Origin of the sequence: Wolbachia endosymbiont (group B) of Xylocampa areola (genome assembly GCF_964028205.1) — a bacterium.
GTDB lineage: Bacteria > Pseudomonadota > Alphaproteobacteria > Rickettsiales > Anaplasmataceae > Wolbachia.
Genome location: NZ_OZ034771.1, coordinates 447263 through 462257, shown reverse-complemented (window position 1 = coordinate 462257; position 14995 = coordinate 447263). Strand labels below are relative to the sequence as shown.

Sequence of the window (14995 nt, the reverse complement as noted above, 5' to 3'; positions counted from 1 at the left end):
AATGGAAAAGGGATCCATATCTACCGTCAGTCTTAGTAGATTCCTGAGACCTAAAGTTAAGGTGGGCATCACGTACTAATTTCAATGAAATTAACAGAGGCAATTCCCTTGATCAGAAATTATCGCTCGGGAAATTTAACTTAACTCATAACGCATAGCACAGACCCCTAAATTAATTATAGATTATTTATATAGAGTATGTCTATAGATATATTAAAACTAGCGATCATTATTTTGCCTTTGTTAAATTTTGCATTTTAAGTATCATAGCTAATAAATATATCTTATGAATCTTATTAAGTTCTTAACCATTTTTATTGTAATCTCCTCAAGTGCTTACGCGAATTGTATAGGGCACAAAACTTTTGTGCTTGCCATGAAGCAGCAAGTAGACAACACGTCTATGAAAGGGAATAGAAAAAATCTAGAACATGTACAAGAAGAACTTCTGAAAATTATTCAGAATAATGTTGACCTCAAAGGAATATCTCGATTTGTCATAGGGAAATATTGGAATTTATCTACTCAGAAAGAAAAAGAAGAGTTTCTAAAAGAATATGAAGTATATCTCGCGCGCTTGTGCGCTAAAATTTTGTATAAATACATAAATAATAGTGAAATGATCATAATGAGTACAAAAGCAGTTGACGATGAAACTTGTCTGATAGGAACAAGATTTTCTTATGGTGATGAGGAATTTACAAACATTGACTTTAAAGTGACTAAAAATGACAATTCTTTCTTAATAAACGATGTTGTAATGAGTGGGATAAGTATTGCTATTAATCAACGTTCTCAATTTAGTGAAAAAATCGACACGCACGGCATGGCAAGTGTAATAGATGAATTAAAACGTAACAATAATTTATGATATACATGCCTCATTGGCCTAAGCCGATTGGCAGTAGGCCAAAGGATTTTTCTCTTGATCGCATAAAAAGTTTTCTAAATAAACTGGGTAATCCCGAGAAAAAAATACCGCCAATAATTCACATAGCTGGCACTAATGGCAAAGGATCAACACTATCCTTTATAAGATATATAATGCAAGCAGCAGGGTATAAAGTTCATACGTACACTTCTCCACATTTAGTGAATTTTAATGAGAGAATAGTTGTTGCAGGCAATGATATCGATGATAGTGAATTACATAACTCACTGGAAGAATGCCGTATAGCAGTCGCAGAACAACCCATCACTCTATTTGAAGCCGCAACGACTGCAGCCTTCTTAGCTTTTTCTCGTCATAAAGCTGATATTACTTTAGTTGAAGTGGGTCTGGGTGGAAGGCTTGATGCAACAAATGTTATAGATAATCCGATTCTAACGATCATCACTTCCATTGCACTTGACCATACAGAATATCTTGGTCCTACCGTAGAAACCATAGCAGGTGAAAAGGCTGGAATAATGAAACCTAATGTTCCTTGCGTAATAGCACCACAAGAAAAATCTATAATGAACACGCTAGAACAACACGCAATAAACAAAAAATCTCCCTTATATAGAGGAGGATTTGAGTGGAATTGCGAAAAACAGAATAACAGGATGGTCTTTCAATCGACTATTCAATCAATAGAATTTTCTTTGCCATCTTTAAAAGGAGATCATCAAATAATCAATTCAGGAAACGCAATTGCAGCATGTAGCATTTTGAGTGGGAAGTATGGATTTAATATTGGAGAAGAGGACATTGCTTCAGGTTTACAGAGCACTTATTGGCCTGCGCGGCTAGAGTCTATAAAAGAAGGTAATTTAATTTCTTTATTACCAAAAGATTGGCAATTATTTCTAGATGGCGCGCACAACAATGATGGTGCCAGAGTGTTAGCTAAGTGGGTAAGAGACAATTTTGCTGAAGGTATCTATATGATCTTTGGTGTTACTCGTAACAGAAACGTCGCAGAGTTCTTAGAGCACTTAAAGCCATACATCAAACTACTATGCGCCGTTTGTGTTAAATCTGAACCTAAAGCAACAAGTACAGATTTAATTAGAGAAGGAGCTCATAATATAGGAATCAATGCTATCGAATGTGAATCAATCAGAGATGCTATATCAAATCACATACTAAAAGCTTCTATACAAAACGTCAAAACCATACTAATCTGTGGCTCGCTATTTTTAGCCAGAGATTTGAGTATGGAGAATAGCTATCAATTAATCCAAGAACAATAAATGCACTACACAACTTGCTCTCTTCCATGAGCGTGAACACTATCGGGATTTACAATGCTGCTTGGCTTTTCGGTTAATGCTCCTATAGGTACATTTTGTTCATCACCTCTTCCTTCAGTTTTTACAAGATTTACAACTTTTCTCTCGTAGATCTCACTTGCTAATTGTAATAATAAAGTACAACCTAGTACTATAGCAAATCCAATGAGTACTTTACTGTCTACGCAACTAGATTGGTACTGCAACACCAAACCTGCTATTAATAAAATAGGAGGAAGATAATTTGAAATTTGGGAAGTAAGAATTAGATATTTAAATGCTTTACTTTTGAACATTTCATCTATATAAATAGTACCTTCAAAAATAAACGTTAGTGCGGTTGTGTGTCCCACGCTGGCTCTCTAAAATTACTTTAGCTACAAATATTAAGAAATTTACTAAGTAAAAAAAGACAAAAGAACCCCCGTATAGCGAGTTTTAATAATTTAAATTGATAATGTACTAACAAGCGCGATTTGGCTGAATGTAGAAAAAATAAAAAAGACATGCAGCCGCTATAATTTTTATGTAATTTGCCAATAAATATTTGAGTTTTTTACTGAATTTTGCTGTTAAATCCGCGGAGATTAAAAACAAGGGTAAATACTCTTGCTATCATAGTAAGGGAGATGGCGTAATTTGTCAAGTTAAATAAGCTAAGTTATTAACATGTAATAATTAGGCAGCTATTGCAGATTGAATGTTCAAATGATCACTAACTTTGAGGTTTTGGTTTCATCTATTTGCGGCTGACTAATCATAGTTCGAATGAAATTGGTTGCCATAAAGGTACAACCTAGAATAAAAAAAGCAACGGAAATAAAGGGGATAATAGGAAATTCAAGAGGTAATATAGATGTAATTCCTCCTATTAAAAATGAAACGTTAGATGCAATGTCGAGGCAGATCTTCATTAATTTCTCTTGCCGAGAGGTATCGAGTTGCTTATTAAGGCCACACTGCCTAAAATGATCAGTTAATGACCATATATTTAAAGCAAGCGAAAGTGCACTTAGTATAGTGCTGACAATAGTAAAATACAAGCTTAAGGAAGAAATATTTAGGGCTAATGCTGCTATGTACCCACTCAAAGAAGCAATAGATAGTGCAGTAACCAAGCGTTTTGAATAAGTTCTTATTTTCTTTCTGTAAACAAGCTTTTTTTCTTCATAACTCATAAACTTAGTAGTAAATACATTATATCATAGCATTAATTGACTCAAAAATCAATACAGAGTGCCCGGGAGAAGACTTGAACTTCCACAACTTGAAAAGTTACTAGCACCTGAAGCTAGCGCGTCTACCAATTCCGCCACCCGGGCTTTTTGTGATTTACTATGTTAAAATTAAATAATATACTTAAACAATTTTTAGCTCAAAGGTAATGCCAAATCTAGATCAAATATTTTTTGCTCAGAACAATGTTAATATTAATAATGTATATAAAATAGTCAACAACGCTTTGAGCAATAGTGATGGTGGTGAGCTATTTTTAGAGTTTTGCCAATCAGAATCCCTGATTTTTGATGATAATATATTAAAACATATGGATTTAAATATCAGAAGAGGATTTGGTCTCAGGTCTTTTTGTGAAGATAGTACGTCTTTTGTTTGCTCTTCTGAGATTAGCGAAAAAGAAATTAGTAAAGCTGCTTCTATGGTAAAAAGTTCAGCATCTTTAAGCAAAACAAATTCAGTAAACTTAAATGAGGAGGCAAAAAGCCTGTATTCAAAGATTAATCCCATAAATGAAATGGATCTGAGCTCAAAAATTAAACTACTCAATGAGATTAATGAGTATGTAAGGTCGAAGAATAACTGCGTGAAGCAGGTAAAAATAACTCTAAATGGAGAATGGCAAGTTGTACAAATAATAAAAGATGATCACAGGTTAAGCGATATCAGGCCTTTGGTACGTTTTAATGTACTAGTCATCGTAGAGAAAAATGGCCGAGCAGAGAGAGGTTCTGCAGGGCACGGTGGAAGAGACTCTTATAGTAAATTTGTTTCTGAGAAGAAGTGGAAAAAAGTTGCAAACCAAGCGTTAGAACAAGCGCTAGTAAATCTTGAGGCAATTCCAGCTCCGGCTGGAGAGATGACAGTTGTTTTAGGTTCAGGTTGGCCAGGAATATTATTGCATGAAGCTGTAGGTCATGGACTTGAAGGTGATTTTAACCGTAAAGGAATCTCGGCATTTTCAAATTCTATGGGTAAACAAGTGGCAGCCAGTAACATTACTGTAATTGATGATGGAACTCTACCTAATTTGCGTGGTTCTATTAGCATAGACGATGAGGGTACTTTACCTGGCTATAATGTGCTTATAGAAGATGGAATTCTAAAAGGATATATGCAAGATCATATGAACGCTAAACTTATGGGTGTAAATCCAACTGGTAATGGTAGAAGAGAAAGTTACAAAGAAGTTACTATGCCACGCATGACAAACACCTATATGTTGGCAGGAAAATATGCACCAGAAGAAATAATATCCAGTGTAAAAAGAGGCCTATATGCAGTAAATTTTGGTGGTGGACAAGTTGATATAACATCAGGAAAATTTGTTTTCTCATCTTCAGAAGCTTACCTAATAGAAAATGGTAAAATTACACAGCCAGTGAAAGGAGCAACACTAATTGGTGATGGGCCAACAGTGCTAAAAAAAGTATCAATGATTGGTAATGATCTAAAGTTAGATCCTGGTGTTGGTACGTGCTCAAAAGACGGGCAAAATGTGCCTGTTGGAGTTGGTCAGCCAACACTCAAGGTCGATGCAATAACTGTTGGTGGAACTGAATATGTAGATAAGGGCTAAGCGAACTCAGCTCATGCTGTACAATTGTACAAATATTGTAACCATTATTCAAGTAGCTCATATAGATGCAAAAACTACTTAACAAATCTCTCTGCCTTCCTTGCCATAACGTGTATAACAATCTCACAAAAAATAATATCATAGAATTCAATAGGTGGTCTTTAAAAAATCCTTAAGGAAAGTAAAATCTGTTTAAATAGGCCGATATAGATGGTTTTACGATATAATAAAATTATTATAAACAAGAACTTATAAACTCTAGCAAATGAATTTGTGAGTTTAGTGGTGTTAGGAATACCTGGCTCTTTTATGTGGATTGACATTCTCAATAACCTGCTCTAGAGATAGATTATATAATTTTGACAAGGTTCTTGGCATGTGATATTTTTCTCGAATATAGGTAATGGCATAAATGACTTTATATCTATATCCAGCTCTAGGGGAAGATCTTCAATGTTTACGTCCATCCCTGACAAAGGATATTCTATGTCCATGTGCAGCTTTGGGGGATAGTTCTACTTTGAAGATTTCTTTCACTTTTACTATTGCGACTCCCAATTCCACTGAAATCACTCTTTCCCTTAATTCATATTGATATGGTGACTCCATTTATTCCCTCACTTTCAGCTTTTTCTTGCTTTACCATATCTCTTCCCCTCTTGTCTCTATCTTTATGTATTAAGCTATATAACTCAAAATCTTGATAAAATGCAGAAAAGTTTTTTTAATTTCAGCTCCATCCTCGAAGAGTTAGAAAATAACTTTAAGCAAGTTAGTCAGAATTTTTCTGACGCAAAGGAACAAGTTTTAAATTTAGCTGTCAACTCTGAAAATTTGGCAGGCAAGTTTCTTAATTATCACCCGAATATGTGCATAGTATAAAATTAGCTTGATAGACTTCAAGAGCTTTGCCTATGAAGTCAGTGTGCTTCTTGAAATGCAATATACTTTTATTACTTTAATTATGAAAATCCGTTAAGCCTTCTTGCCAATTACTACAATATTTTCACTTGGAAAAAAGTAGTCAGGTATAGCCATGTTCTTTGGTGCAGGACCGCCAATTACTCGGCCTGATGTGTCATAATATGAACCGTGACAAGGGCAGAACCAACCGTTGCCGTCTTTTGTAGCGTGATCAACTGGTACACATCCAAGATGGGTGCATATTCCAATCATAATTAACCATTCATCTTTTCCTTTGTATACTCTTTTTTCATCTGATTCAGGATCTCTCAAATTTTCTGCATTTATGGCTCTTGCAGCCTCAATCTCTTGTTTTGTGCGCTTGCGGATAAATACTGGCTTACCTTGCCATTTTACCTTTTTTCCTTGTCCTTCTTGAATATCAGATAGATTAACTTCAACCGTAGACATCGCTAAAACCTCAGCAGAAGGATTCATAGACTTAACCAATGGCCAAAGACCGCTTGCAGCTCCTATACCTGCCATGGCACACGTAGTTAATGTGATAAAATCTCTTCTACTCTTATTTTTGGCAAAATCTTTAACAAGAGATGTTTTTTTATTCTTCTCATTCGTCAATGATTTTTTATTTTTAGTTAACTTCTTATCCATCAATCTCTACTTGAACATAGACACATATTTTAATTTAAATATTATAGATTAATCAATAGAAATTTGCACTATTTGTTTAACCTTTGCTATACAGTTAAGAAGAAACAGAGTTGTCAATTTCGGAAATACTATCTTCAGTGGAATCGGGATCCTCAATTTTCGCTACTGACACCACCTTTTCTCTACTCTCTGTTTTAAACAGAGTGACTCCTTGAGTGCTACGTCCTGCAATTCTGATATCATTTACTGAAATACGAATTAACTTTCCTTTATCTGTAATAAGCATGATATTATCACCCTGTTCAACTGGAAAGCTAGCAACAACATTACCGTTTCTGTCGGTAGTCAGGATATTTGTAATACCAACACCACCTCTATTTGTTACCCTATACTCGTACGCAGAAGTTCTTTTACCAAAGCCATTTTCAGTAATAGTTAATATGAACTCCTCATTCATTGCAAGTTTTAAGAACAGTTTGTTATCTATTCCTAAATCATTCAAAGTCTTTTCCAATTTAGAATCAATGAAGTTATTAATTGCAGTCCCCAGTCTTTTTGCAAGTGGAACTTTTAAGTAAAGTTCTTTTGTTTCTGTTGCTACACCTATCCCATTTAATATGGTCATAGATATCACGCTGTCATTCTTTGCAAGTTTGATACCTCTTACGCCATCTGAATTGCGACTTTTAAATTGACGCACATCACTTACAACAAATCTGATGCTTTTTCCAAGTGTTGTTGAAAGTAGAACATGATCAATTTCGCTACATACTTTAACTGATATTAACCTATCCCCTTCGTCGAGCTTTATTGCTATTTTTCCATTGCTTGGAATATAGTGAAAATCTGCTAAGGAGTTACGCCTTATGTTCCCATGAGCAGTAACAAAAACTATATTTTGATTTTCGTCATTCTCACTTGGAAGCGGCATGATGTTAGTTATAGTTTCACCATCGCTAAGCGGGAATATATTAACAAGCGCTCTTCCACGTGCAGTTGGCTCTGCAAGAGGCAGTTTATAAACCTTTAATCTGTAAACTCGACCAGTATTAGAAAAGAATAAAAGGCTAGTATGAGTATTTCCAACAAATAATTTTGTGATTACGTCCTCCTCTTTTAACCCCTGTCCTAGCTTTCCTTTTCCACCACGATGCTGGGTTCTATAGTGAGAGAGCTTCACACGTTTGATGTAACCATTCATAGTTACGGTCACTACCATATCTTCTTGTGGAATTAGATCTTCAGCTTCAATGTCCGTATCTGATTCCTCTATTGAAGTTTTTCGCGGCACAGCAAATCTGTTCTTTATTTCTTGTAGATTGTTTTTTATTTCTTTCATCAACTTCTCTCCTGAGCCAAGAAAAGCGATATATTCTTTTATCAGGTTGATCATTGAACTTAGCTCAGCTTCTAATTTGTCTTTTTCAAGGCCTGTTAAACGTTGCAATTTCATGTCAAGAATAGCTTTCGTTTGCAGCTCAGTTAATCTATACACTCCGTCTTTCAAAAAGCTCATGCTGTCTGAGATTAATCCAATAATTGTGTTTATCTCAGCTGAAGTTTTCCATTCTTTATTTAAAAGTTCTCTACTTGCTTCCGCAGGATCTTTTGCACCACGGATGATTTTTATCACTTCACCTATGCTCAAGACCGCAATGTAGAGCCCTATATATATATGAGCTTTTTCCCTCGTTTTTCTTAGACGAAATTCTGTTCTCCTGATTAATACTTCTTTTCTAAAATCAACAAAAGCAGCTATGATTTCTTTTAATGACATCAAAGCAGGCCTGTTATTGTTGAGGACTAGAGTGTTAACACTAAAACTACTTCTTAGTGGAGTTAGTCCTAATATTTGATTAAGTATAAAACTTGCTTCAGCATTTCTTCTGAGGTCAATTACTACCCTAATACCAGACTTATCAGACTCATCCCTAATTTCTGTTATGCCATCAATTCTTTTTTCTTTTACAAGCTCACCTATCTTCTCAATTAATTTTACTTTATTTACCTGGTAAGGTATTTCATTAATCACTATTGCTTGCCTATCTTGTGGCAGGTCTTCTATGTGAGTCTTGCCTTGCACAACAATTGAGCCACGACCAGTTGCAAATGCTGATCTTATTCCAGACCTTCCAAGAATCATTCCCCCAGTTGGGAAATCCGGCCCTGGCATCACTTCAAGTAACTCATCCAAAGTAACTTCAGGATTATCTATATATAACATACAAGCATCTATTATTTCTCCAAGGTTGTGAGAAGGAATATTGGTTGCCATACCAACTGCAACACCGCTTGCACCATTTACCAATAGATTCGGAAATTCTGCAGGCAGTACAACAGGCTCTGTTTCATTTCCATCATAGTTTGGCCTAAAATCAACTGTATCTTCGTCAATATCATTTAGTAAAAAATGCGACACTCTGTGGAGCCTTGCTTCTGTATATCGCATTGAAGCTGGCGGATCTCCATCTATCGAACCAAAGTTACCTTGCCCATCAATCAGTGGTAAAAGAAGAGAAAAATCTTGAGCCATCCTGACCAAGGAGTCATAGATAGCCATGTCACCATGTGGGTGATATTTTCCCATTACATCCCCGACTATACGAGCTGCTTTTTTATACGGTTTACCGGCATCGAACCCAGCCCTCGACATTGCGTATAATATGCGCCTATGAACAGGTTTAAATCCATCTCGCACATCAGGTATAGCTCGACTTATGATCACACTCATTGCGTAGGAGAGATAAGAATCCTCTAGCTCTTTCACTATTGAAACTGGTACTATGTTGTCTTGCATTTTCTATACTTTGATTGAAATAATTGTAATATTAATATTCAACTAGGCTAATGGGCAATGACAGACTTGAACTGCCGACCTCCTCGGTGTAAACGAGATGCTCTACCAGCTGAGCTAATTGCCCCTCTAGATATAATTCTATAGTTCAATGTTGTTGTTGTAAACAAAAATAGCGATACAAGCAACTCTTATGGAATCGCTGAGTGCGCACTATGGAGTTGTATAAATTTTAGCCTTGCTGCTACCTTGTATAAAGGTATTCTTTCACTTGCATTTTTTGACATGTTCAACAACTTTGAATCACATGCTGTGGCATTTTTAAAATCTGAGAGCTTATCTAGAATAACAGCTAAATTATAGGTATAAAAAATATTGTTTTGATCTAAAGAAATTGCTGCTTTCATATATTCTTTAGCTTTTATGTAATCCCCTTTTTTCATATAGATCAAACCTAAATTTGCTGATAAAGGGGCGCTATTTCTGAGTGTATCATACAATTTCAACATTTCACTCAATGCTAAATTAGGATCATATTGTGAAATTATCGTCAGAAAATTCTTTAATACATAAGGGTTGCTAGGATATTCTTTTAACAGTCTTGTGTAAATCTCTACAGCTTTTTTAAATTCTTTGTTAGCGTAATAGATATTCCCTAGTCCAATTAAAGCACTTTCATGATAAGGAAATTTTGCGATAATCTGATTGAGGAGAGAAGTAGCTGTTTCACTATCTCCTAACTCAAAGGAATCTTTTGCTTTTTTTAAAATAGAGTATATGTCAAAATTCTTGCCAGAATTCTGCGAAATTTTGATATTAAATTTGTCACTTTTTCTCTCGATAACATCAAGATCTTTATATTTTTTATCAGCTTTTATATGCTTGACAACACTATCAAAGACCTTCTGTATCTCCAAATTTTCACTAGCATAAGTAACAGAAGACCTCCATAAAATCACAACGCAAATTAACATGCAGACAAACATAGATCCTAGTGTTGTGGCATTGGCTGCAGCGCGTAACCAGTAAATCTTATTTCTTTGAACTATACGCAACACATTACAAATTCATAAATGCTAAATTACTTATCTAATATAATAATAAAGATATTATTAATTGGCAGATACTATTTAGAATGAGTTAAAAGAGCACTTCTACACATTCCATATGGTTGCCAATTACACTCCTCACATGCGTAGTCAAATTTCTCTAAAGACATTTTCTTTCTAATTCTTTTTACTGCTTCATTCCAGGTTAAAATCTCTCCTATTTTCATTCCTAAAATTTCCATATGCCTTCTATCTAGCTCTAAAACTTTAGCTTGTGTGGTACATTTACCTTGTTTAGTCTGGTTTGGGCAAACACTGCAAATAGTGTCAAGATTATCAACTACTTCGATTTTAGTATTAGGATCATTAATTACTTTACTTGCTATCTTTTTGTAATTTTCTACAAAACCCTGAGAATACCCATATCCTTGAAATGCAAGAGTGCACATGAAATGATGAGGACGAAATTTTATCATTTTTTCAAATATTGCAAAGCTGCTACAAGTAGAAAAATTTTTACCAAACCAGGAAGGATAAATGGTAAAACACCTACCATTATTGCTCGTTCCAGACCAAAGTAAACAGAAAGCCAACTAACACCACAAATAAAGATTACAGCTGTACCGGCCAGACAACTTAAAGAATTACACACAAATGATTTATATTTAGAGTTCAGTAATTCATTTACTTTGTTCATTACCATAACAGCAGCTAAACAGCCAATTAAATATCCACCTGTTGGTCCAAGAAAAATGTGACAACCACTAGAAAAATTCGCAAAAACAGGAAATCCTGCTGCACCAAGTGATAGATATGTAAGCACAGAATAGAATGCTGTTCTGCGGTTAAATTTAAGCCCAATGAGCATTACTCCTAAAGTTTGCAATGTGATAGGCACAGGCTGCAACGGTACGCTTATTTGAGCCATCAAGAATAAAAGTAAAACGCAAGACAATATTTCAACCAGTGTTGACCTACTGCTTGATTGTGTTATAAACATATCTTCCCAATAGAAATAACTTACTAAATGTAATATATGTGTATAAGAGGTTTTGCAATTTAAATTTTGCTCATATTGCGCTACAATGAATTATTTATGCACTATTTAAAAATGATGAGTAAACAAGATCTATTATCGTTGATGAAAGCAAGACACAGTGGACGTTCATACGATCCTACAAAAGCAATATCTCAAAAAGAAATGGATATTTTAATAGAAGCTGTAAGGCTAACACCCTCGTGTTTTGGTGATGAACCTTGGCGATATGTGATATGCAACAAACAGAACAATCAAAGCGCATGGAAAAAATTGTTCGATTGCCTTGATGAATCTAATCAAAAGTGGGCAAAAGATGCACAAGTGTTAATCATATCTTTAAGTGCTAAAAACTTCCGAAAGCCAGACAAAGGGGGAAATTTTTGGGCTAAGCATGATACTGGTGCAGCAAATTACGCACTTATGCTACAGGCTACAGCTATAGGCTTAATGGCTCATCAGATGGGCGGATTTGACAAAGACAAAATAATAGAGAGGTTTAATGTACCTGATGATTTTAATGTAATGTCAGTGATAGCGGTTGGTTACGAGGAAGAAGGTGCCGAAGTTAAAGAAAAGAACAGAAAGCCAATAGAAGAAATATTTTTTTATGACGAATGGCCAGCGAGCTGACTTGACCATTCTTTTTTTAATATCTTAAAAATTGGATTATCTGGCAAATAATTTTTTTTCATCCTACCCTCTTCAATTGCTTGCCAATCTTTCCATGAAAGCTTTTTACTTCCCAATTCATAATCCATTCCATCCCACATATCTTCTCGAAAGCCATAAACAGCAAAGTGCCAATTATATTCATTAAAAATAGAAGTAAGATCTCGAAAATAGTGCTCTAATCCTTTTGAACAGCGATGTACGCCAAACTCTCCAGCAAGGATCTGATAATCTTGTATATTATACTTCTCTTGGAAAATTTTTACAGGTTCTATATATAATTTTAACTTATCTTTATTCCAATACTCTACTTTTTTTCCATCAAAAGATTGAACATGTCCAGGGTAGGCAAAGTTATCCTGGTTTAATTTTAAATTTGTATAAGCAAAGGGCTCATACATGTGAAAAGAATAAAGAATATTAGAATCATCAACTGGTTTGAATTTATCAAAAGTATTAGAGTCAGCATAACTGCTGCTATCAAGTATTATTGGGGTCTCTGAGTCAACTTGGCGGACACTGTTTACCACGCTGCTATAAAAGCCAAATAGATTCTTCTGAACTTTGCTTTGTTCTACGTTATAAATAGCCGAATCTGCAGTATTATAAAGCCTTTCTGGATGTGGTTCATTTAAGATATTATATCCAACAATAGCAGGATGATCTTTAAGCTCTTTCGCAAGATCTTGCCAAAATTTTGCTGCTTGTTTTTGAAAAGCTTGATCTGACCATAAACGTAAATCATCTTTATCGTTATTATTTTGCTTCCATCTAGATCCAGGTAAGCTAAGCATCGTTAACACTACTGGTATTTTTTGTTGATGAAAAGCATCTAAAACATCTTTCAGAACTTTCAGGTCTTTGGGAATTAGGCCCTGATAACTGTCTGCATTACCTAAGAGGAAGTCACGTTGCGTAGTTTCAAATTTGTCAGGAGCAAGACGAATAAAACCAATTTTGTATTCCTTTGCTGCTTTGATTAAGTCACTATCAACTTTTCTATTGAAAACATTTGCTCCCTTTCTAACTCCAGTTTGCCAAAAGAGCATTTTGCTGTTCTCCGGTATTGACTTAGCACTCACATTACAGAAAACTATAGAATACAAAACAGCTGTAATTAGAAGAAAAATTTTCACTTATATAATTTTGCTATAATGGTAAGTAACCTAACAGACAAGATCCCGTTTGTAAAGATGCATGGTACTGGCAATAGTTTTGTTATCATAGACTCACGTTCAGCAAATAATTTAGACTGGAATTATAGACAAATTGCTGATCAAGGCAGTTGTGATCAAGTGATAATTATAACAATGTCTAATGCTGCAAACTGCTTTATGCATATCTACAATGCTGACGGTAGTCGAGCTGAAATGTGTGGAAACGCAGCACGCTGTGTTGGGTATTTGATAATGTTAGAAAAAGGTACTGAATATATCACTATTGAGCTGATAAATAATCGTATCTTAGAATGTTTTAAAGTAGGTGATAAATCAATAAAGGTCAATATGGGTAAACCACTGCTTAAATGGAATGAAATTCCTCTTTCTTGTGAATGCGATCCCCTTTATCTACCTATAGAGCTTGAAATGCTGAAAGAGCCAGTTGCAGTAAATATTGGTAACCCTCATATAGTTTTTTTTGTTGATAACATAAGCGAAATACCATTGCAGAATTTAGGACCAAAGCTAGAAAATCACGAATTATTTCCTCAGAAAACAAATGTTAGTATTGCACAAATAGAAAAATCTGGAGAAATAAACTTAAGAGTTTGGGAAAGAGGAACAGGTATTACTGCTTCATGTGGTAGTGCGGCTTGTGCAGCATTTGTTGCATCTATACTTCGTAAGTGTTTGGCTACTAAACAAACTTCAGTACATTTACCAGGAGGTCATTTACTGATTGAGTGGTCAAAAAATATACTGATGACTGGGGATATAGGGTTTTTATGACCTAGGCTAGGCACTGACACTCATTACTTCTAACACCTTTTTACCAATCACAGCAGGGGTTTCTGCAATCGCAATCCCAGCACTGCGCATAACCTCTAACTTTGCACCAGCACTTCCACCGCTGGAAGAGATGATTGCTCCAGCGTGTCCCATACGTCTTCCTGGAGGTGCCGTTTGGCCTGCTACAAAACCAACGATTGGCTTTTTAGTTTTTTCTGTTTTCACAAAATGTGATACATCTTCTTCTTCGTTTCCACCTATTTCACCAATAACTACAATACCATGAGTATCGTCATCTTTTAAAAAGAGCTCCATACAGTCAACAAATGTCATACCATGAACTGGATCCCCCCCAATTCCGATACACGTGGATTGACCAAGACCAACAGCAGTTGTTTGTGCTACCGCTTCATAAGTTAAAGTTCCAGAGCGAGACATAATTCCTATATGTCCACGTTTGTGAATATGTCCTGGCATAATTCCTATTTTGCATTCTTCAGGTGTAATAACCCCTGGACAGTTTGGGCCAATCAATCGACTGTTTGAACCAGCGAGAGCATGCTTTACCTTTACCATGTCAAGTATAGGAATGCCCTCTGTAATACAAATTATCAATTCTATTTTTGCATCTATTGCTTCAAGTATTGCAGCAGCAGCAAATTTAGCAGGTACATATATAACTGTAGCATTTGCACAGGTTTTTTCTTTGGCTTCTGCTACAGTATTAAAAACCGGTAAATTAAGGTGAGTGCTACCACCCTTTCCAGGAGTTACACCTCCCACCATTTTCGTTCCGTAATCAATTGCTTGCTCTGAATGAAATGTGCCTTGTGCACCAGTAAAACCCTGGCATATTAATCTTGTATCTTTGTTTACTAAAACGGACAT

The 14995-nt window shown here is 35.4% G+C and carries 15 protein-coding genes, 2 tRNA genes and 1 other RNA gene; 5 read left to right on the top strand and 13 right to left on the bottom strand.

The window, feature by feature from the left end; translation table 11 throughout:
• Positions 1-7 precede the first annotated feature (7 nt).
• Positions 8-169, bottom strand: a non-coding RNA gene (ssrS, locus tag ABWU35_RS02180) — 6S RNA.
• A gap of 117 nt (positions 170-286) precedes the next feature.
• Between ssrS and ABWU35_RS02175 the strand changes: the two genes are divergently transcribed.
• Together ABWU35_RS02175 and ABWU35_RS02170 are read left to right on the top strand one after the other, a co-directional pair.
• The gene (locus ABWU35_RS02175) at positions 287-871 is read left to right on the top strand and encodes a phospholipid-binding protein MlaC (protein WP_007302336.1); all 585 of its coding nucleotides are present in this window, start codon (positions 287-289) and stop codon (positions 869-871) included.
• Positions 868-2178 (top strand): bifunctional folylpolyglutamate synthase/dihydrofolate synthase, encoded by a 1311-nt coding sequence (locus tag ABWU35_RS02170; protein ID WP_012481955.1) that lies wholly within the window; start codon positions 868-870, stop codon positions 2176-2178. The genes ABWU35_RS02175 and ABWU35_RS02170 overlap by 4 nt, the downstream gene beginning before the upstream one ends.
• Before the next feature lie 5 nt (positions 2179-2183).
• On the opposite strand, the gene ABWU35_RS02165 is transcribed toward ABWU35_RS02170, so the two are convergent.
• From ABWU35_RS02165 to ABWU35_RS02155, 3 genes are all read right to left on the bottom strand, one after another.
• Positions 2184-2570, bottom strand: coding sequence for a hypothetical protein (locus ABWU35_RS02165; RefSeq protein ID WP_007302338.1), 387 nt, complete (start codon positions 2568-2570; stop codon positions 2184-2186).
• 351 nt (positions 2571-2921) lie between these two features.
• Complete coding sequence (locus ABWU35_RS02160; protein WP_007302339.1) at positions 2922-3395, bottom strand: hypothetical protein; 474 nt, start codon at positions 3393-3395, stop codon at positions 2922-2924.
• Positions 3396-3454: 59 nt separating this feature from the next.
• Positions 3455-3539 (bottom strand) — tRNA-Leu (locus tag ABWU35_RS02155).
• Between the two features lie 62 nt (positions 3540-3601).
• Between ABWU35_RS02155 and tldD the strand changes: the two genes are divergently transcribed.
• On the top strand, positions 3602-5032 hold the full coding sequence (gene tldD, locus ABWU35_RS02150; RefSeq protein WP_007302340.1) for a metalloprotease TldD: 1431 nt from the start codon (positions 3602-3604) through the stop codon (positions 5030-5032).
• Between the two features lie 450 nt (positions 5033-5482).
• Here the strand turns inward: tldD and ABWU35_RS02145 are convergent, their stop codons facing one another.
• The 7 genes from ABWU35_RS02145 to ABWU35_RS02115 all read right to left on the bottom strand — a co-directional run bounded on the left by ABWU35_RS02145 (position 5483) and on the right by ABWU35_RS02115 (position 11450).
• On the bottom strand, positions 5483-5641 hold the full coding sequence (locus tag ABWU35_RS02145) for a hypothetical protein (protein ID WP_019078626.1): 159 nt from the start codon (positions 5639-5641) through the stop codon (positions 5483-5485).
• Between the two features lie 366 nt (positions 5642-6007).
• Positions 6008-6607 carry a ubiquinol-cytochrome c reductase iron-sulfur subunit gene (petA, locus tag ABWU35_RS02140; protein ID WP_006014178.1) on the bottom strand — a complete coding sequence of 200 codons (600 nt, stop codon included), beginning with the start codon at positions 6605-6607 and terminating at the stop codon, positions 6008-6010.
• 94 nt (positions 6608-6701) lie between these two features.
• Entirely contained in the window at positions 6702-9404 is a 2703-nt protein-coding gene (gene gyrA, locus ABWU35_RS02135; protein ID WP_007302341.1) for a DNA topoisomerase (ATP-hydrolyzing) subunit A, read from the bottom strand.
• A 51-nt stretch (positions 9405-9455) separates the two neighbouring features.
• A tRNA-Val gene (locus tag ABWU35_RS02130) sits at positions 9456-9528 on the bottom strand.
• Between the two features lie 64 nt (positions 9529-9592).
• Entirely contained in the window at positions 9593-10459 is an 867-nt protein-coding gene (locus ABWU35_RS02125) for a tetratricopeptide repeat protein (RefSeq protein WP_353276044.1), read from the bottom strand.
• 68 nt (positions 10460-10527) lie between these two features.
• Positions 10528-10926, bottom strand: coding sequence for a DUF1284 domain-containing protein (locus ABWU35_RS02120; RefSeq protein ID WP_007302343.1), 399 nt, complete (start codon positions 10924-10926; stop codon positions 10528-10530).
• Entirely contained in the window at positions 10923-11450 is a 528-nt protein-coding gene (locus ABWU35_RS02115) for a biotin transporter BioY (protein WP_007302344.1), read from the bottom strand. The genes ABWU35_RS02120 and ABWU35_RS02115 overlap by 4 nt, the downstream gene beginning before the upstream one ends.
• A 96-nt stretch (positions 11451-11546) precedes the next feature.
• Here ABWU35_RS02115 and ABWU35_RS02110 point away from each other — a divergent pair, with 96 nt between their 5' ends.
• On the top strand, positions 11547-12119 hold the full coding sequence (locus ABWU35_RS02110; protein WP_026097255.1) for a nitroreductase family protein: 573 nt from the start codon (positions 11547-11549) through the stop codon (positions 12117-12119).
• Here ABWU35_RS02110 and ABWU35_RS02105 read toward each other — a convergent pair.
• A complete protein-coding gene (locus tag ABWU35_RS02105; protein WP_007302346.1) occupies positions 12095-13207 on the bottom strand; it encodes a glycoside hydrolase family 5 protein in 1113 nt (370 codons plus the stop codon). The genes ABWU35_RS02110 and ABWU35_RS02105 overlap by 25 nt on opposite strands.
• Before the next feature lie 105 nt (positions 13208-13312).
• Between ABWU35_RS02105 and dapF the strand changes: the two genes are divergently transcribed.
• Entirely contained in the window at positions 13313-14107 is a 795-nt protein-coding gene (gene dapF / locus ABWU35_RS02100; protein WP_012481958.1) for a diaminopimelate epimerase, read from the top strand.
• A gap of 6 nt (positions 14108-14113) precedes the next feature.
• Here the strand turns inward: dapF and sucD are convergent, their stop codons facing one another.
• A complete protein-coding gene (gene sucD / locus ABWU35_RS02095) occupies positions 14114-14995 on the bottom strand; it encodes a succinate--CoA ligase subunit alpha (protein ID WP_007302348.1) in 882 nt (293 codons plus the stop codon).

Excerpts from the sequence above, each read along its gene's own strand:
- ABWU35_RS02175 (WP_007302336.1), top strand. The coding sequence starts at position 287 with ATGAATCTTATTAAGTTCTTAACCATTTTTATTGTAATCTCCTCAAGT.
- ABWU35_RS02170 (WP_012481955.1), top strand. The coding sequence starts at position 868 with ATGATATACATGCCTCATTGGCCTAAGCCGATTGGCAGTAGGCCAAAG.
- ABWU35_RS02160 (WP_007302339.1), bottom strand. The coding sequence starts at position 3,395 with ATGAGTTATGAAGAAAAAAAGCTTGTTTACAGAAAGAAAATAAGAACT.
- tldD (WP_007302340.1), top strand. The coding sequence starts at position 3,602 with ATGCCAAATCTAGATCAAATATTTTTTGCTCAGAACAATGTTAATATT.
- ABWU35_RS02145 (WP_019078626.1), bottom strand. The coding sequence starts at position 5,641 with ATGGAGTCACCATATCAATATGAATTAAGGGAAAGAGTGATTTCAGTG.
- petA (WP_006014178.1), bottom strand. The coding sequence starts at position 6,607 with ATGGATAAGAAGTTAACTAAAAATAAAAAATCATTGACGAATGAGAAG.
- gyrA (WP_007302341.1), bottom strand. The coding sequence starts at position 9,404 with ATGCAAGACAACATAGTACCAGTTTCAATAGTGAAAGAGCTAGAGGAT.
- ABWU35_RS02120 (WP_007302343.1), bottom strand. The coding sequence starts at position 10,926 with ATGATAAAATTTCGTCCTCATCATTTCATGTGCACTCTTGCATTTCAA.
- ABWU35_RS02115 (WP_007302344.1), bottom strand. The coding sequence starts at position 11,450 with ATGTTTATAACACAATCAAGCAGTAGGTCAACACTGGTTGAAATATTG.
- ABWU35_RS02110 (WP_026097255.1), top strand. The coding sequence starts at position 11,547 with ATGCACTATTTAAAAATGATGAGTAAACAAGATCTATTATCGTTGATG.
- ABWU35_RS02105 (WP_007302346.1), bottom strand. The coding sequence starts at position 13,207 with ATGCTCTTTTGGCAAACTGGAGTTAGAAAGGGAGCAAATGTTTTCAAT.
- dapF (WP_012481958.1), top strand. The coding sequence starts at position 13,313 with ATGGTAAGTAACCTAACAGACAAGATCCCGTTTGTAAAGATGCATGGT.
- sucD (WP_007302348.1), bottom strand. The coding sequence starts at position 14,995 with ATGTCCGTTTTAGTAAACAAAGATACAAGATTAATATGCCAGGGTTTT.